The sequence below is a fragment of the Fibrella aquatica genome, assembly GCF_041321135.1.
GTDB classification, from domain to species: Bacteria; Bacteroidota; Bacteroidia; order Cytophagales; family Spirosomataceae; genus Fibrella; species Fibrella aquatica.
This window is the reverse complement of the sequence record NZ_JBGGWF010000006.1, coordinates 137284-155235: the sequence shown is the minus strand read 5'-3', so window position 1 is coordinate 155235 and position 17952 is coordinate 137284. Positions and strand designations below refer to the sequence as shown.

19 protein-coding genes are annotated in these 17952 nt (G+C 51.1%); 15 read left to right on the top strand and 4 right to left on the bottom strand.

The features are described from left to right. Positions 1 to 93 precede the first annotated feature (93 nt). The gene (gene msrA, locus ACAW87_RS15790; protein WP_370724712.1) at positions 94 to 669 is read right to left on the bottom strand and encodes a peptide-methionine (S)-S-oxide reductase MsrA; all 576 of its coding nucleotides are present in this window, start codon (positions 667 to 669) and stop codon (positions 94 to 96) included. Between the two features lie 417 nt (positions 670 to 1086). Between msrA and ACAW87_RS15785 the strand changes: the two genes are divergently transcribed. The 3 genes from ACAW87_RS15785 to ACAW87_RS15775 all read left to right on the top strand — a co-directional run bounded on the left by ACAW87_RS15785 (position 1087) and on the right by ACAW87_RS15775 (position 3249). After that, a complete protein-coding gene (locus ACAW87_RS15785) occupies positions 1087 to 1959 on the top strand; it encodes a PPK2 family polyphosphate kinase (RefSeq protein ID WP_370724544.1) in 873 nt (290 codons plus the stop codon). A gap of 23 nt (positions 1960 to 1982) precedes the next feature. Beyond that, positions 1983 to 2858 carry a PPK2 family polyphosphate kinase gene (locus tag ACAW87_RS15780; protein ID WP_370724542.1) on the top strand — a complete coding sequence of 292 codons (876 nt, stop codon included), beginning with the start codon at positions 1983 to 1985 and terminating at the stop codon, positions 2856 to 2858. 172 nt (positions 2859 to 3030) lie between these two features. Continuing rightward, positions 3031 to 3249: a hypothetical protein gene (locus ACAW87_RS15775; protein WP_370724540.1), complete on the top strand. Its 219-nt coding sequence runs from the start codon at positions 3031 to 3033 to the stop codon at positions 3247 to 3249. Between the two features lie 31 nt (positions 3250 to 3280). Here the strand turns inward: ACAW87_RS15775 and ACAW87_RS15770 are convergent, their stop codons facing one another. Beyond that, complete coding sequence (locus ACAW87_RS15770) at positions 3281 to 4147, bottom strand: TraB/GumN family protein (protein ID WP_370724538.1); 867 nt, start codon at positions 4145 to 4147, stop codon at positions 3281 to 3283. A gap of 172 nt (positions 4148 to 4319) precedes the next feature. Between ACAW87_RS15770 and ACAW87_RS15765 the strand changes: the two genes are divergently transcribed. Beyond that, positions 4320 to 6710: a TonB-dependent receptor gene (locus tag ACAW87_RS15765; RefSeq protein WP_370724537.1), complete on the top strand. Its 2391-nt coding sequence runs from the start codon at positions 4320 to 4322 to the stop codon at positions 6708 to 6710. 24 nt (positions 6711 to 6734) lie between these two features. After that, positions 6735 to 7655 carry a DUF4249 domain-containing protein gene (locus ACAW87_RS15760; protein WP_370724535.1) on the top strand — a complete coding sequence of 307 codons (921 nt, stop codon included), beginning with the start codon at positions 6735 to 6737 and terminating at the stop codon, positions 7653 to 7655. On the opposite strand, the gene ACAW87_RS15755 is transcribed toward ACAW87_RS15760, so the two are convergent. Both ACAW87_RS15755 and udk read right to left on the bottom strand, forming a co-directional pair. Then, positions 7635 to 7784, bottom strand: a complete 150-nt coding sequence (locus ACAW87_RS15755; RefSeq protein WP_370724533.1) for a hypothetical protein — start codon at positions 7782 to 7784, stop codon at positions 7635 to 7637. The genes ACAW87_RS15760 and ACAW87_RS15755 overlap by 21 nt on opposite strands. A gap of 269 nt (positions 7785 to 8053) precedes the next feature. Beyond that, a complete protein-coding gene (udk, locus tag ACAW87_RS15750; RefSeq protein ID WP_370724531.1) occupies positions 8054 to 8668 on the bottom strand; it encodes a uridine kinase in 615 nt (204 codons plus the stop codon). Between the two features lie 161 nt (positions 8669 to 8829). Here udk and ACAW87_RS15745 point away from each other — a divergent pair, with 161 nt between their 5' ends. The 10 genes from ACAW87_RS15745 (at position 8830) to ilvA (ending at position 17931) form a co-directional block, all read left to right on the top strand. Further along, the gene (locus ACAW87_RS15745) at positions 8830 to 9378 is read left to right on the top strand and encodes a Uma2 family endonuclease (protein WP_370724530.1); all 549 of its coding nucleotides are present in this window, start codon (positions 8830 to 8832) and stop codon (positions 9376 to 9378) included. A gap of 198 nt (positions 9379 to 9576) precedes the next feature. Beyond that, positions 9577 to 11277: a dihydroxy-acid dehydratase gene (gene ilvD / locus ACAW87_RS15740; RefSeq protein WP_370724528.1), complete on the top strand. Its 1701-nt coding sequence runs from the start codon at positions 9577 to 9579 to the stop codon at positions 11275 to 11277. Positions 11278 to 11312: 35 nt separating this feature from the next. Then, a complete protein-coding gene (locus tag ACAW87_RS15735; RefSeq protein ID WP_370724526.1) occupies positions 11313 to 11564 on the top strand; it encodes a hypothetical protein in 252 nt (83 codons plus the stop codon). Then, positions 11546 to 11935, top strand: a complete 390-nt coding sequence (locus tag ACAW87_RS15730; RefSeq protein WP_370724524.1) for a type II toxin-antitoxin system VapC family toxin — start codon at positions 11546 to 11548, stop codon at positions 11933 to 11935. Before ACAW87_RS15735 ends, ACAW87_RS15730 begins: the two co-directional genes overlap by 19 nt. A 4-nt stretch (positions 11936 to 11939) precedes the next feature. After that, positions 11940 to 12521, top strand: a complete 582-nt coding sequence (locus ACAW87_RS15725) for an O-methyltransferase (RefSeq protein WP_370724522.1) — start codon at positions 11940 to 11942, stop codon at positions 12519 to 12521. Positions 12522 to 12571: 50 nt separating this feature from the next. Then, positions 12572 to 14314, top strand: a complete 1743-nt coding sequence (gene ilvB, locus ACAW87_RS15720) for a biosynthetic-type acetolactate synthase large subunit (RefSeq protein ID WP_370724520.1) — start codon at positions 12572 to 12574, stop codon at positions 14312 to 14314. Positions 14315 to 14316: 2 nt separating this feature from the next. Beyond that, a complete protein-coding gene (gene ilvN, locus ACAW87_RS15715; RefSeq protein ID WP_370724519.1) occupies positions 14317 to 14850 on the top strand; it encodes an acetolactate synthase small subunit in 534 nt (177 codons plus the stop codon). Positions 14851 to 14894: 44 nt separating this feature from the next. Continuing rightward, positions 14895 to 15938, top strand: coding sequence for a ketol-acid reductoisomerase (gene ilvC, locus ACAW87_RS15710; RefSeq protein WP_370724517.1), 1044 nt, complete (start codon positions 14895 to 14897; stop codon positions 15936 to 15938). Positions 15939 to 16158: 220 nt separating this feature from the next. Beyond that, complete coding sequence (locus tag ACAW87_RS15705) at positions 16159 to 16620, top strand: four helix bundle protein (RefSeq protein ID WP_370724515.1); 462 nt, start codon at positions 16159 to 16161, stop codon at positions 16618 to 16620. Positions 16621 to 16668: 48 nt separating this feature from the next. Continuing rightward, a complete protein-coding gene (gene ilvA, locus ACAW87_RS15700) occupies positions 16669 to 17931 on the top strand; it encodes a threonine ammonia-lyase (protein ID WP_370724513.1) in 1263 nt (420 codons plus the stop codon). Positions 17932 to 17952: the final 21 nt, after the last annotated feature.

The window sequence follows — 17952 nt, the reverse complement described above, 5'->3', positions numbered from 1 at the left end:
GGAATCGTCAATATGAGCCCGCATCGATTGTATAGTCAACAAAAAAGCCCTTGACGGGCTCTTCTGTTGTAGTCAGTATGGCATTGCGCGTTTCTAGTGAACCGCGTCGGCTTTCAGTTTCTCTTTAAATACTTTTTTAAACTTATCGAGTTTGGGGGCGATTACGAAGGCGCAGTAGCCCTGGTCGGGGTTCTGGGCGAAGTAATTCTGGTGATAGGCCTCCGCTTCGTAAAACGTGGTGGCGGGGCTAATCTCCGTTACGATCGGCTTGGGGTAGGCGCCCGACTTGTCGAGTTCGGCTTTGGCGGTTTCGGCAATGCGCTTTTGCTCATCGTTATGGTAGAAAACCACCGACCGGTATTGTGTACCTACGTCGGCACCCTGCCGGTTCAGGCTGGTTGGGTCGTGGCTACGGAAAAACGCTTCGAGCAGTTCGGCGTAGGTCACTTTAGTTGGGTCGTAAGTCACCTCTACGCACTCGGCGTGGCCGGTTGTGCCTTCGCAGACCTGCTTATATGTCGGGTTCTTCACCTGCCCGCCTTCATAACCCGATACGGCCGCTTTTACACCGTCGAGGGTTTCAAACATGGCTTCTGTGCACCAGAAACAACCGGTGCCAAAGGTGGCCTTTTCAACCGATGCGGTTGAGGGTGTCTGTTGAGAATTCATTCGTTGCTTTTTTACAGATGTAGTCGATTGAGCAACCGCGCCGGATACCAACAGGCCGAAGGCCGCAAACCAGGTAGCAAGCAACAGACGGAGTCGAAGACCGGTTCGGGTGTCGATTTGAGGAATAACCATTTGGGTTGTTTTACGGTTAAATTGCTTACTGATAGAACAGGAGTAGATACGTATAAGTTTGCTCCCACGATTGAGAGGATGGTACGCGAATGATGATGATGGGTACGCGGATCTCGCGGATTTAAAAGGGATTTACGCTGATTTCAATGGACACACGGATTAAAAGGATTTGCGCTGATCTTTCCTTTAGCAGAGCCAATCTAGTTTAATCCAAAAATCTGCGCGAATCCGTTCAATCCCCTTAATACGTGTTCCCATTATAATCCGTGTACAAAACATAAATTAATGATAGATATCGACGCGTTCCGTTACGACGGTTCATCTAAATTCTCCGTCAAAAAGTCTGACACCAAGATCGACGATTGGTACGCCGACGATGCTGATTACTCCCTCCGGCTTCGCGAACAGGCCGCTGAAATAGACGCTCTGCAAAATCAGATGTACGCCGACAACCGGTATGGTATACTGGCTATTTTTCAGGCCATGGACGCGGCCGGTAAAGACGGAACCATTCAACATGTATTTACGGGCACCAACCCAATGGGGATTCGGGTGCATTCATTTAAACGACCGTCTGCCGAAGAACTCGAGCACGACTGGCTGTGGCGTACTTACAGGCATTTGCCTGAACGCGGCACCATTGGCATTTTCAACCGGTCGTATTATGAAGAAGTACTGGTGGTGAAGGTACACCCCGAAATTTTGACCGATAGTCAGTTGATACCCTCCGAACTAACCGAGGATCTGGACAAGGTTTGGAAACACCGCTACAAGTCGATCGTCGACATGGAAAAGCACCTGGCCCGGAATGGGTTTCCAACCATCAAATTCTTTCTGAACGTCTCGAAGAAAGAACAAGCCAAACGCCTGATTGCCCGCATTGAAGACCCGGAAAAGAATTGGAAATTCGAGGAGCAGGATGTTGCCGAACGGGAATTCTGGGACGATTATCAGACGGCTTTTGAAGACGCCATCAACGAAACAGCCACCAAAAAAGCGCCGTGGTATGTGGTGCCCGCCGACGACAAAAAGAACATGCGCCTCATTGTAGGCCGTATTCTGATTACCGAACTCAAAAAGCTGCAGCTCAACGATGTAAAGCCCGATCAGGCACGTTTCGATGCGTTGCAAAAGCTGATTCCAAAGCTGAACGAGTAAGGCTGCTCATACAAACTCAACACATGAAAAAGTTTAATTCAGGTACGTTCCGGTTCAACGGTGCAAAGCCCTATTCCTACAAGAACACACCAACGCTCGTTGATCCGTTCTACACCGACGAGGAAGACCGCACCCGGCAACTGGACGAACTGAGCAGCCGGATGGATCAGGCGCAGAACCAGATGCACGCCCATGAGAAATACGGCTTAGTCGTGCTGTTTCAGGCGATGGACGCGGGGGGAAAAGATAGCAGCATCCGGCACGTATTTAAGGGCGTTAACCCGTCGCGGTTTAAGATTGCGTCGTTCAAGAAACCGGGGAAAGAAGACCTGGCCCACGATTTCATGTGGCGGTTCTGGCAAAAAATGCCTGAGCGCGGCACCATCGGCATTTTCAACCGAACCTATTACGAGGAAGTACTGGCGCTGAAAGTACACCCCGAACGGCTCGAAGAAGGCAACGTACCTGAGGAGTTTATGAACAATCTGCCTAAACTCTGGAAAGATCGTTACGCTGATTTGGCTTACTTTGAAGACTACCTGCATCGCAACGGGTTTCGAGTGGTGAAATTCTACCTGCACGTCTCGAAAAAAGAGCAGGGCCAACGCCTCATTGCCCGCCTGCAGGACGATGAAAAGCAGTGGAAGCTTAGCGATAGCGATTTGGTGGAACGCGAAGAATGGGCCGACTACATGACTGCCTACGAAGACGCGATTAATGCCACCGCCACCAAATCTGCACCCTGGTACGTCATTCCAAGCGACGATCGTGATAATCAGCAGCTCATCATCGCCCACATCATGACCGAAGTACTCGAATCGCTGCCCGTTACCTTCCCCGAAAAAGACGACAAAGAAGCCAAACGGCTCATCAAGAAAATCGAAAAGCAGGATGCGTAATAACGACTGCTGAACAGGGGAAATTGGCGTTCTGACAAGCAGTTGGAAGGGGATGGAAAAGACGTCTAATCAGTTTGTTAGTATATCTCGCCAAAACCGTTTATGCTTGTGATGTGATCGATGGGCAATGTATGCCCAGCAGACGATCCATCACCAATTTACGCACAAACGGATGTTAGCTTTAATAGGCCTTGGGGGACAAGAGATGCTGCTCATTTTCCTGTTCTTCATTCTTGCACCTATATTCCCAATATTGCCGCTCTGGATGATTTTTAAAAAATCAGGTCAAAGTCCCTGGCTTTGTTTGCTGGCGCTTATTCCCGGCGTAGGCGTTTTGATTGCGCTGTGCGTTGCCGCTTACTCAACCTGGCGAATTGAGGAGACAGAGTAATCTCAAAAAGCTGGGTACGTTCCACGTTGACTCACTTCACCGCCTGAACAACGTACCCAGCTTTTTGGAGGAGGTTTAACAAACCATTGGGGCCGGGGAGGTGACCAACACCCACGGCAACGAAAGTCGAACGCTGGGCCATCAGTGGCGTAAGTTGACTCATCCAGCGGAGGTTACGGCTGTCGATTAGCGCGTAGAGATCGGCGGGGCTGTCGCTTTCGCGTTGAAATAGGGCCCACATACCGTTGAGGTCGGCGCGCAGATACATGTCGGTTAGATTAGTGTTCTGGGGCTTGGGGTCGTTTTTCTGCTTCACCATCCTGACCAACTGCTCGGCCTGTTGCTCAACGGGCTGCCGATCATAGAGCAGCATTAGTTGCTCTTCCAATGTTTCAAGGCCCGTTAGTGGCTTTTGCGCGGCCTGGGCCTGTTTCACAAAATACAGATCGATGGGTTGGCCCGAAAATTTGGTAAGCGTATCGGACCGTTGGCGGGCGTAGGCCACACTGAGCGCTGTGGAAATGATGATGGGCTTAAACTGATTATAGAACGAAAGCTCCTGCCCCGTTACGGTATTGAATTCGTCGGCTACCAGTTTGTAATCGGTTGCGTCGATGAGCCGAATTAGGTTATTGTCGGCCATCGTAGCGTACTGCCTAACCTTCCCGGCGGCCGATGCATCGAATACCATCTCTACTACAACTCCCTCCGCCTGCTCGAAATGATGCCGGGTGAGCGAATCCTGTTTTAGGTAACTATCGCGCAGAATATGGTAGGTGCCAAACAGGTACGAGGGCTTTTCGAGTCCGTTGCCCGAGATCTGCCACAACAGCGACTGCCCCGTTGCCAACTGACTGTACAGGAGCAGGAAAAGCGACAGGGAGATGAATCGATGCATGAGCCGTTTCTTGGTTTTATACCGTAATACTGACCGCCTACCCCGAAAAATCGCGGTTTTATCTATTTCTTAACATACGCCCAAGCAGCATACTATACTTTTGGTGTAGTACTAACAAATAGTATGCCCTCACCGTTATTAATTTGATTCACCGGACACGACCAGCACAGGAATGAAATCTATACTTATTTTTTTTACGTCGCTGATCCTCATCGGATTAGCGGTTGGTACGCAAGCACAGGACAGGCTTACCGTTAATGGGTACGTAAAAGACGCGTCGAATGGCGAAGGGCTGATTGGCGTATCGGTCTACAGCAAGGAAAGTGCCACGGGAGCCGTAACCAACAACTACGGGTTCTACGCCGTTACGCTGCCTAAAGGCACGTATACCTTTGTGATCACCTATGTTGGGTACGAAAAAGAAACCCGTACAGTCACGCTCACCGATCAAAATGTACGACTGGATCTGGAGCTCAGAGAAGAGGGCCGTGACCTGAAAGAACTCGTCGTGTCGACGCGGCGCGATGATGACAACGTGAAAAACATCGAGATGAGCGTGAATCGGGTCGATATCAAGACTATTCAACGTATTCCAGCCCTTTTGGGCGAGGTCGATGTGGTGCGGAGCATTCAACTGCTGCCGGGCGTATCTACGGTGGGCGAAGGGGCCACCGGTTTCAACGTGCGCGGCGGTGGTATTGACCAAAACCTGGTGTTGCTCGACGAAGCGCCAGTGTATAACTCATCGCACTTGTTCGGCTTTTTCTCGGTCTTCAACCCCGACGCCGTTAAAGATGTAAAGCTCATAAAAGGTGGTATTCCTGCCCTGTATGGCGGTCGTATTGCCTCTATTCTGGATGTTCGCCTGAAAGAAGGAAACTCGAAAAAAGGCGAACTGAACGGAGGTATTGGGTTGATTTTTAGTCGTTTATCCTACGAAAGGCCATTGTTTAAAGGGAAAGGCTCGTTTATCGTGGCGGGTCGCCGGTCGTATGCCGACGTGCTGGCGCAGCCTTTTCTGACGGGCGATCTGAAAGGGTCGCAATTCTATTTTTACGACCTCACGGCGAAAGGGAACGTACGGCTCAACGAGAAAAACACGATTTTCCTGTCGGGCTATTTTGGGCGCGACGTGTTCGGGGCTGACTTTGGCTTCAACTGGGGAAACGCGACCACTTCGCTTCGCTGGAACAAAGTGTTTAGCGATAAGCTGTTTCTGAACACCACGGCCTTCTACAGTAACTACGATTACTCGCTGGATTCTGACCTTCGTCAGAAGCCGGAAAACGCCCGGGATTATTTCCGTACGAATGCCAAAATCGTCAACTATAGCATTAAGCCCGATTTTACGCTGTACTGGAACAAAAACACCATCACTTTCGGCGGACAGGCATTACTATATGACTTTCAACCCGGTACGGCCACCGCAGCAAGCGCGGGGGTGATTCGTACGTTTGGCCTGAAAAGTAAATACGCGCTCGAAAATTCGCTGTACGTAGGTAACGAACAGCAAGCCACATCCCGATTACAACTTCAATACGGGTTGCGCTACTCGTTCTACCAGTATCTGGGGCCGGGTGAGGTGTACACCTTTGGTGAGTCACCAGCGCCCGGTACACGCAGCCGGCCTGTAACGGAGACGAAAACGTACAAGGCGGGAGAAACCATTAAAACGTACGGAAATCTGGAGCCACGCTTCGCCATGAAGTATGATCTGACCGCCGGTAGCTCCCTAAAATTAAGTTATAACCGGCTGGCGCAGTATGTACACCTGCTATCAAATACCACGGCATCGACGCCCCTTGATGTCTGGACGCCCTCGACCAACAACGTAGCCCCGCAATTGGCCGATCAGGTGGCGGCCGGTTATTTTCGCAACTTCGGTGGAGAGGGGGGTAATCTGTTCGAAGCGTCGGTGGAGGTGTATTACAAGTCGTTGCAAAACCAGATTGATTACATTGATCAGGCCAATCTGGTGCTGAACCAGTTCCTGGAGGGCGACCTGCTGACGGGCAAAGGCCGGGCCTACGGCGCAGAGTTTTACCTGCGGAAAAGTAAAGGGCAAATCAATGGCTGGGTAAGCTACACGCTGGCTAAAACCGAGCGGCTGGTGCAGGGCGTAAACGAGAACAACTGGTATCCAACCCGTTTTGATAAACGCCATACTATGAACGTGGTAGCGCTGTATGATCCTGCCCGCTCCAAGCGGTGGAGTTTTTCAGGTACGTTCGCGTACGCCACCGGTACGCCCGCTACCTTCTTCACAAATCAGTACAGATTCCAAAACATTGCCGTGGGTACCAACCCCAGTGATGTACGCAACAACTACCGCATTCGACCTTATCACCGCCTCGATCTGGCGGCTACCTTGCAGGGACGTCGGAAACCCGGACGACGTAATGAAGACAGTTGGGTTTTCTCGGTCTACAACGTGTATGGCCGTAAAAACCCGTTCTCCGAATATTACCAGGCCAACCCTGAAAATATCATTCAGACGCAGGCCATCCGATACTCGGTGTTCGCCACCGTCATTCCATCCGTTACCTACAACTTCAAGTTTTAATCGGCCTGGCCACACGGAATCGTCATGAAATCTTTCAATAAATCTATACAACTGCTGGGTACGTTGCTGGTGAGCGCGGTATTGCTGAGTAGCTGCGAAACCGTCATCGACACCAGTATACCCTCGGCGCCATCTCAACTGGCGGTCGACGCCTGGCTTACTGATCAGGCGGGGGAGCAGCAAATTCGGCTTACTCAGACAACCAATTATTTTAATAACGCCGCACCAACGCCTGTACTCAATGCCAGCGTCACGGTAGGCGATAATACGGGCCGGGTATTTACGTTTACTGACCCTGATAACGACGGCGTATATACCTGGAAACCAGCTAGTGCGCAGGACACCACCCGAATCGGTGTTATAGGACGTACCTACGGACTAGGTATCAATTACCAGGGAGAAAGCTACGTGGCATTTACGCAGATGCCTCGCATTCCCAATATCGATTCATTGACGTTTACCAAGGAGAAGGTGAACCCAATCTCTAGCGAGGAAGGCTATCAGGCACAGTTCTACGCCACCGATCTGCCCGGTGCGGTCGATTATTACTACATCCGATTTTATCGGAATGGCGAATTGCAAAACCGCCCGCAGGATATTACAATAGCCTATAATGGCGCTTTCCGGGGCAGTGCCAACACGGATGGACTGATGTTTATCCGGCCCATTCGCCAGTCGATCAATCCCGAGAATTTGTATGACTTGAATGATACGGTCCGGGTCGAGTTACGTTCAATTGGGTTCGACGGTTACCTGTTCTGGGAGTTGCTAACGGCACAGTTGCAGAACACAGGGCTTTTTGCCACGCCACCATCGAACGTGCCTACCAACATCAGAAATCAGAAGGAAGGTGGCCCGGCCGCTGTGGGCTTTTTCATGGTCTCGCCCGTGCGCACACGGACGGCCGTTGTGTCGGCCGAAAACCTACGAGGCAACGGGTCGTGATAAACCGAACAGTCGCCGACCAAGTACATAGACAGCCATAGCGCCAATAATAAACAGGCTGGCCGAAACGGTGAGGAATACGCCAACGAAGGCGAGGCACGTCAGAATGAAGAGTAACAGGCTTTTCATGAAAATGGCGATAAGAATAACACTAGTTATTCTTATCGCCATTCAATTTTTGTGCCAATCGTGAGATGGATGGTACGCGAATTCGATAGTACGCGGATTTAATGGTACGCGGATTAAGGGGATTAAGCGGATTTTGGATTAAAACAGATTGGCTCTGCTCAGGCTACGTATCCGCTTCAATTCAAAATCCGTGTAAATCCGTTTCATCTAAAACAATCCGCGTACCATTAAATCCGCACGGTCCGCCGCTGCGGTACCATTTCATTTGTCTAGGCAATTTTTGCTTTCAGGTATTCAATGACTACGTTCAGGCCCTTCTGGTAGTGGATGTTATTCGGAATGACGATATCCGCTTCGGCGCGATAGGGCTTGATGAACTGCTTGTAGGTGGGCTTCACGTGGTTTTTCCAGCGGTACATCACATCGTCGAGGTCGTAGCCACGCTCTTCGGCATCGCGTTTTACCCGGCGTTCCAGTTTAATACTGTTTTTAGCGTCGATAAAAATCTTCAGGTCCATCTGGTCGGATAGCTCCCGGAAGTGGAACACGAAAATGCCTTCAACCACAATAATGGGCGCGGGCTCGAAAGTCAAAATCGCGGGCGTAACGTCGGGGTTATTAAAGGTGTATTCCTTCTGCTTCACCGTTTCGCCCCGGCGAAGCTGCCCGATATGCTCTGCGTACAGGTGATGATCGATCGTTTCGGGCATATCAAAATTGTGAATGCCCTGATCATCGACAGCGATTTGGTCGAGGCTTCGGTAATAGTTGTCCTGCGAAATCAGGCATACCTGATGGGCTGGAAAGGCATTCAGCAAGCCTTTTAGGAACGACGTTTTACCGGAAGCGCTACCGCCGGTAATGCCAACAATGTATGGTTGCACAAGTATTGATGAATAAGTAGGTAGATAACGAGCTAACCAACGTACCTGGCTGCCCCTCATACAAAGGTACGTAAGCAGGGCATTGCCAAGCCTATGCATAGGTTGAACCCGCTGCACTCGTCTATCGTTTTTTGCTATATTCGTTACAAACAACCGATGTCATGGTACAGACTCCTGCCCTGGCTTTGCCCCAGACGCTCAACGACTTCATTAATTGGGAACCAACTGATGGATTTAAATACGAGTGGAATGATGGCGAGTTAATTCGCTTCTCGGGAATGAAGAAGAGACAATACTACATATATAACATACTGAGTAAGCTCTTTTACGAAAAGGGTTATCATCAAACAGGTGCATTTATGGCTGAACCAGACGTAATGCTAACAGCTATTCAAATGCGTCGGCCTGACATTGCGTATTTCACCGATGACCAAATACAGCGCGGGCGGCAGGGAGAAGACGTTATTCCGGCCTTTGTGGTCGAGGTCATCTCTGAAACAGATCAGGCGTACAAACTCGAAGATAAGATCACGGAGTACTTTAAAGCGGGCGTACAGGTGATCTGGAATATCCTGCCCGAGCAGGAGGTTGTATATGTGTACACATCACGCCGTCGAGTAACCATTTGTCTGGAAGCCGATGTATGTTCGGCCGCTCCGGTACTCCCTGATTTTCAAATAAGCGTTGATCAGTTACTTGCCCCGGTTTAACTTCTCCATAGTATGTACATACAGAAGCCCTCAACTATAGGCGTGTTTGCGTCTATGATTGGGGGCTTGTTTTTGGGTATGATATGATGAAAATTCAATGTGAACACGATTTTGGGCTAAAAATGCTTGCGTAATTAAGCGGAACCCTGTTCCTTTACAGCGTGATTACGCAATCAGCGAAATTTCGCTAAAAGGATAATGATTACAGACGCTCCTGCCACGCAACTGAACCGGTTCAGTCAGACGCTTACCCAGAAAATGGACAACCCCGCCGCTAAAGCCATGCTCTATGGCGTAGGGTTGACTGCTGAAGACATGCATAAGCCCCAAATTGGCATTGCCAGCACGGGCTACGAAGGCAACACCTGCAACATGCACCTCAACGGGTTGGCTGTCTACGTGAAACAGGGTATTCAGGCGAACGGGCTAGTTGGGTTGATCTTTAACACCATCGGCGTATCAGACGGCATGACCAACGGCAACGACGGCATGCGCTACTCGTTGCCCAGCCGCGACCTCATTGCCGATAGCATTGAATCGGTTGTGATGGCGCAGTGGTATGACGGGGTCGTGACCGTAGTTGGTTGCGACAAAAACATGCCCGGCGCGATTATGGCTATGGCTCGTCTTGATCGGCCCGGTATCATGGTCTACGGCGGCACCATTCGGTCGGGCCATTATAAAGGACAGAAACTCGACATCGTGTCGGCGTTTGAGGCCCTTGGTAAGAAGTACGCGGGTAACATTTCCGACGAAGATTACGAGGGCGTTATCCGCAACTCGATTCCCGGCGCGGGGGCTTGCGGGGGTATGTACACGGCCAACACCATGGCCAGCAGCATCGAGGCGATGGGCTTGAGCCTGCCATTCAGCAGTAGCTACCCCGCTACCCACGAAGGCAAGCAGGAAGAGTGCAAAAAGATCGGCGCGGCGATGCGCATTCTGCTTGAGCGTAACATTACACCAGCCAATATTATTACCAAAAAGTCGCTGGAGAATGCTCTGACGGTGGTAATGGCGCTCGGCGGCTCAACCAACGCGGTGTTGCATTACCTCGCCATTGCCCGTGCGGCTGGTCTCGACCTGTCGCTCGATGATATTCAGGCGATCAGCGACCGGGTGCCATTTCTGGCCGATTTAAAGCCGAGCGGTAAATATTACATGGAAGACATGCTGGCCATTGGCGGTGTGCCGGCGGTGATGAAATACCTCTACCAGAACGGCATGATCCACGGCGATTGCCTGACGGTAACGGGTAAAACGGTGGCCGAAAACCTCGAAGAAATTCCCGAGCTGGATTTCGAGAACCAAAGCATCGTTCGTCCCCTGAACAATCCGATCAAGGCCACAGGCCACATTCAGATTCTGCGCGGCAACCTGGCCCCAATGGGTTCTGTTGCTAAGATCACAGGTAAAGAAGGCCTTCGTTTTGAGGGAACCGCTAAAGTGTGCGAACACGAAGGCGAAGTGATCGATGCGCTGTCGAAAGGCGAAATTCTGCCCGGTCAGGTGATCGTTATCCGCAACAGTGGCCCGAAAGGAGGTCCCGGTATGAGCGAAATGCTGAAGCCAACGTCAGCCATTATGGGCGCCGGTCTTGGCGATAAAGTGGCACTCATCACCGATGGTCGTTTCTCGGGTGGTACCCACGGATTCGTAGTGGGCCATGTAACGCCTGAAGCGTTCGACGGCGGTCCAATTGCGTTTGTGAAAGATGGCGACAAGATTACGCTCGACGCCGTTGGTCGTGAACTGACCCTGCACATATCGGACGAAGAAATGGCCGAACGCCGCAGCCAGTGGACGCAACCTGCCCCGTCATTCACGAAAGGTGTATTGGGCAAGTACATCCGAAATGTGAAATCAGCCAGCGAGGGTTGCGTAACGGACGAGGCTTAGTTTGCGTTACCGATAAAACGCTAATCAACAAGCATATGAACGTCATCGAACAAACAGTTGAACCCAAAAACGGAGCCATTGACCTGCACATTCCTGTTCCGGAAGGCTGGGAGGACTGGACCGTTAAAGCGGTAATCATTTTTGAGAAAACAGACGTACCTGTCAAAAAACAGGGTACAGGTTTGGGTAAGCATAAAGGTGCTTTCGCGCACTTGCCACTTGAGCAAAGACTGGAAATGCAAAAGCAATTAGACGATATGCGGAACGAATGGGAGAGGCCTGTCTGATCGACACATCGGCTTATAGCAAATACCTGAGTGGTTTATTGGAGTTTGATCAACTCAATTTAATGGCCGATGTGGTTGAGACAAACTCAGTTCTTTCAGTCATTACAAGAATAGAATTATTGAGTTGGGTGACCGGTGTCAAAGAAGTAGAGAGCCGGGTGCGCGAGTTCATCAATGGCTCCACCGTAGTACCTCTGTCCGAACCCATCATTCTTCAAACAGTGAAACTACGTCGGCATTATAAAGGATTGAAACTGCCCGATGCCATTATTGCGGCTACGGCCATTGTGCATGACTTTACGTTGCTGTCGACAAATGATAGTGATTTCAACAAGATAACGGCCTTAAAATACCGAAGTCTAACTGCCTGATTCGATGTATACCGACACCGTCCATACGCTCCCCAAAGGCTTTTCTGCGATAGAAATTGCCAGCAAGTCCATTCGCTTTTCAATGCCGTCTGACCTGCAAACGGGGGCGTTGCTGAAAGCGCTGGTCGGGTCGAAGCCAAAGGCACGGGTGTTGGAAATTGGAACAGGCACCGGCCTGGCAACATCATGGCTACTGGCCGGGATGGACACCGATTCGTCGCTGATTTCGATTGATAACGACGCTACGTATCAGGCCGTGGCTGATAATATTCTGGGCGATGACACCCGTTTACAACTGCTGTGTACCGACGCAGGTACGTGGTTGGAAGACGCGGATCAAACCCAGCAGTTCGACTTGATTTTTGCCGATGCCTGGCCCGGTAAATACGCCAACCTCGACGCGGCGCTGGGTACGTTGTCGGCCGGTGGTATGTACGTCATCGACGATATGCTGCCACAACCCAACTGGCCGGAAGGTCACGCCGAGAAAGTCGACAAGCTCGTTGCCGATTTGGAAAGCCGCGATGACCTGAACCTGGTTAAAATGGCCTGGTCGACCGGGATTTTGATTGCGACGAAGAAATAGTTGCCTGAAGGCAGTAAACACAGAACAGTATCAACAACCTGAACCACTCTATGGAAACGGTCAGCGTATTACCTGAACTAACAATCGAACCGACGGAGATCAACTTGATGTCGGGTTCTGAGGCCCTCATGCGCTCTCTTGTCGCTGAAAAGGTCGATACCATTTTTGGTTATCCTGGCGGAGCTATCATGCCGGTGTATGACGCGCTCTACGATTTTCAGGACCAGATCAACCACATTCTGGTGCGTCACGAGCAGGGGGCGGGTCACGCGGCGCAGGGCTACGCCCGGATGCAGGGTCGTGCGGGCGTGTGTCTGGTGACATCAGGACCCGGTGCCACGAACTTGGTTACCGCTATTGCCGACGCGCAGATCGACTCTACGCCGCTGGTGTGCATTGTGGGGCAGGTAGGCAAGAAATTGCTGGGTACCGATGCGTTTCAGGAGGCCGACGTGATGGGCGTAACTATGCCGATCACCAAGTGGAATTACCAGATCACCAGTGCCGATGAGGTGCCGGAGATCATGGCTAAGGCATTCTACATTGCTCAGTCTGGTCGGCCCGGCCCGGTGCTGATCGACATGACCAAGTCGGCGCAACTGGAGTTGATGACGCAGCCATTTGTGTACGAACGTTGTCAGACAATCATCAGCTATCGGCCACGCCTGGTTCCTAAAATGGATCAGGTTGAAGCTGCCGCTAAGTTGATCAATGAAGCAAAGCGGCCGTATATCTTCGCCGGCCATGGCGTTCAACTCGCCAAAGCTGAAGAAGAACTGCTGGCGTTTGCCGAAAAAACAGGCATTCCGGTAGCCACAACGTTGTTAGGTCAATCGACTATTCCGACTAACCATCCGAACCACGTGGGCTGGCTGGGTATGCACGGCAACTACGGCCCCAACGTGCTCACCGATCAGGCCGACGTGATCATTGCCATCGGTATGCGTTTCGATGACCGCGTTACTGGCGATACCAGCAAATATATCAAGCAGGCGAAGGTGGTCCACATCGAAATCGATCCAGCCGAAATCGACAAGATCATCAAGGCACACGCGCCCGTTGTTGGCGATGCCAAAGAAGTCCTGAAAGCGTTGATTCCACTGGTCAACGAAAACGATCATACCGTTTGGCGCAACGAGTTCAGGAAGTACGACGCCATCGAGAATGAGGCGATTACCGCACCAGAGCTATCGGGTGATACCGAGAAGATCAAAATGGCGGAGGTGATCGACCTGCTGTCGCGGAAAACCAATGGCGATGCCGTGCTGGTGACCGACGTTGGTCAACACCAGATGATGGCCTCTCGGTACTATAAATTCCGTCGGAAGAACAGTCTCGTTACATCGGGCGGCATGGGTACAATGGGCTTTGCGCTTCCCGCCGCCTTTGGTGCGCAGGTAGCCGCTCCCGACCGGCAGGTGGTGGCCATTATCGGTGATGGCTGTTTCCAGATGACGTTGCAGGAACTGGGCACCATTGTGCAGAATAAGCAGCCGGTGAAAGCCATTATCCTAAATAACAACTTCCTGGGTATGGTGCGGCAGTGGCAGCAACTCTTCCACAGCCGCCGCTACTCATTCGTAGAACTGCAAAACCCCAACTTCGTCATGATCGCCAAAGGGTTTGGCATGGAAGGCCACACCTGTAGCGAACGCGAAACCCTATCTGATTCCCTCGATCAGATGCTTGCCCACGATGGGCCTTACCTGCTGGAGGTCATCGTTGAAAAAGAAGAAAACGTGTTCCCAATGGTACCAGCCGGTGCCAGCGTGTCGCAAATCAGATTGAAGTAGCAATGACGACTTACACCATTTGCATATTCACGGGCAACACCATTGGGTTGTTAAACCGGATTACGATCATTTTTACCCGGCGGCGAATCAATATCGAGAGCCTGACGGTGTCGGAAACCGAGCGGAAAGGCGTGTCGCGCTTTACCATTGTGATCCGGCACGAGTCGCGCGATGAGGTAGAGAAGATCGTGCGGCAGATCCGGAAGATCGTGGAGGTGCTAGCCGTGTTTGGCTACCTCAACGACGAGATCGTGTTCAACGAAATCGCTCTATTTAAAATTTCTACGCCGCTGGGTAGCAAACCGCTCGATGTGGAAACGATCAACAAGCAGCACAAGGCCTGGGTCGTGTATTGGGGCCTTGATTACGTGGTGATCGAGAAAACCGGTAATGAAACGGAGATTTTTGCCTTCTTCGAGTACCTGCGTCAATACGATATTCTGGAGTTTGTTCGGTCGGGTCGCGTGGCCGTTGGTAAAACGGAGAAAGGTCTTGTTGAATACCTGCCCGAAGCGGATTGGGCGTATTACTTATAAATTGAAACCACTACTAATTTTTACAATCTAAATACAGTACCAGAATGGCACAGATTAACTTCGGCGGAACAGTCGAGAATGTTGTAACCCGCGAAGAGTTTCCGCTCGAGACCGCCCTCGAAACACTCAAAAACGAAACAATCGCCGTTATCGGCTACGGTGTACAGGGCCCGGGCCAGTCACTAAATATGCGCGAAAATGGCTTCAATGTGATTGTTGGTCAGCGTAAAGGCAAAACCTTCGACAAAGCAGTGGCTGACGGCTGGGTTCCCGGCGAAACCCTGTTCGAGATCGAAGAAGCCCTCGAAAAAGGAACGATCATCTGTTTCCTGCTGTCAGATGCCGCCCAAATCGAACTATGGCCAACGGTGAAAGCCGCACTTGTTCCTGGCAAATCACTGTACTTCTCGCACGGTTTCGGCGTGACGTATAAAGAGAAAACCGGCATTGTTCCTCCTGCTGATGTCGATGTATTCCTGGTGGCACCAAAAGGTTCAGGTACGTCGCTGCGTCGTTTGTTCGTGGAAGGGAAAGGCCTGAACTCAAGTTTCGCCGTGTATCAGGATGCCAGCGGAAATGCCCGCAACAAGTGTATCGCTATGGGTATCGGCGTAGGCTCGGGCTACCTGTTCGAAACTGATTTCTACAAAGAAGTAACGTCTGACCTGACCGGCGAGCGGGGTACGTTGATGGGTGCCATTCAGGGCATCTTCGCGGCTCAGTACGAAGTGCTGCGCGCCAACGGCCACAGCCCATCCGAAGCCTTCAATGAAACGGTTGAAGAACTGACGCAATCGCTGATGCCACTCGTTGCCGAAAACGGCATGGACTGGATGTATGCTAACTGTTCGACCACGGCTCAGCGCGGTGCCCTCGACTGGTGGAAGCCATTCCGCGATGCCACCAAGCCAGTTTTCGAGCAACTGTACAACTCGGTGAAAACCCAGGAGCAGGCCGAAATCAGCATCACCCGCAACTCTCAGCCCGACTACCGCGAGAAACTCGAAGTAGAACTGGCCGAGCTGCGCGAATCAGAAATGTGGCAGGCTGGTGCCGCCGTACGTAACCTGCGTCCAGAGCGTAGCTAGGTTAGAAACGTCATTAGGCTGCGCCCGCTCCGGCGTACCGGTCATTAAGTAGTCATTAGGCTGCGCCGTCATTGGGTAGTCATTGGGCTTCGCCGTCATTAAGTAGTCATTTATAGTCGTTAGTTGTTACTTTACAATCGATGACAAAGAATGATTACCTAATGACGGCGTAGCCTAATGACTACTTAATGACGGCGCAGCCTAATGACTCTTTTTATTTATGGGTATTAACGACTTGCAAGTTTATCAGTTGGCAATGGTGATGGGCGAACAGGTTTGGGCAGCTGTTGCCAAGTGGGATTTATTTGCCAGAAATATGGTTGGCAAACAGGTTGTGCGCTCGGCCGACTCTGTGGCGGCAAACCTTAGTGAAGGGTTTGGGCGTTATCATTTTAAAGAAAATATCCACTTCTGTTATATTGCTCGTGGTTCACTATTGGAAACCAGAACGTGGCTAGATAAAGCAAGGCGAAGACAATTAATTACGGAGGAGGTCTATACGCAGTTTGATCGTGACATAAATGTGCTTGGCGTCAAGCTTAACAACTACTTGAAAGCATTGGGTAAAAAGACTATAGCTGCACAGAATATGGTTGGAGAGCCGGAATCCAGCTATCAGGCAAACAGGATCTCAATAAAATGGGATGATAATGCGCTTAATACCACCGACGACGGAAAATAAACGTGGTGGTCAGCTTAGAGCGACCTAATGACAATAAATGACCACTTCATGACAACTAATGACATTTTGATCCCCGATTTAGATAACATCTATTTAGCCGCCGAACGGTTAAGAGGTGTTGCCTTCCACACTCCGTTACAGGAGAACCTGAACCTGTCGGAACGGTATGGAGCCACTATTTTCCTGAAGCGGGAAGATTTACAGGTGGTGCGGTCGTACAAGATTCGGGGGGCCTATAACAAAATGGCCAGCCTCTCGGCCGAGGAACTGGCGAAAGGCGTTGTGTGTGCCAGCGCGGGTAACCACGCGCAGGGCCTGGCCTACGCCTGTCGTAAAATGGCGGTGAAAGGCACCATTTTTATGCCGACCACCACGCCCAACCAGAAGGTGAAGCAGGTGAAACTGTTCGGCAAAGAGTTCGTCAATGTGGTGCTGATCGGCGACACTTACGACGATGCCTTCTACGCTGCCACCGAATACGTGCAAACTCACGACAGCACCTTCGTACACCCCTTCGACGATGTGCTGGTTATGGAAGGACAGGGTACGGTTGGGCTCGAAATTTTTAAAGATTCCAATTTCAAGATCGATTACCTGCTAATGGCCATTGGCGGGGGCGGACTGGCTTCGGGTGTCTCAACAGTATTCAAACAGCTAAGCCCGAAAACAAAACTCATTGGCGTTGAACCGCTTGGGTCGCCATCGATGAAAGTGGCGATGGAAGAGGGGCACGTGGTTACGCTCGACAAGATCGATAAGTTTGTGGATGGAGCCGCCGTGAAGCGCGTGGGGGATACCACCTTCGAAATCTGCCGACACAACCTCGATCGGGTTATTCTCGTGCCGGAAGGGAAAGTCTGCACCACCATTCTGGAACTGTACAACGAAGAGGCGATCGTAGCTGAACCTGCCGGGGCCCTAACCATTGCCGCGCTGGATCTGATAAAAGACGAGATAAAGGGTAAAAACGTGGTTTGCCTGGTTGGTGGTGGCAACAACGACATCACGCGAACCGAAGAAATTAAGGAACGATCATTGCTGTATGAAGGGCTGAAGCACTACTTCATCATCCGGTTTCCGCAACGTGCTGGTGCTTTCCGCGATTTTCTGGAACTTGCTCTAGGGCCTAACGACGATATCACACTGTTTGACTACGCCAAGAAAACAAACCGCGAGCGAGGCTCAGCGCTGGTGGGTATCGAGCTAAAAAGCAAAGCCGATTTCGATCCGCTGATCGAACGCATGAAAGAAGCCAAAATTCAGTTCGAGTACATCAACGATAAGCCCACTCTGTTCGAGTTCTTGATTTGATGGAACACACATTGTATCCTA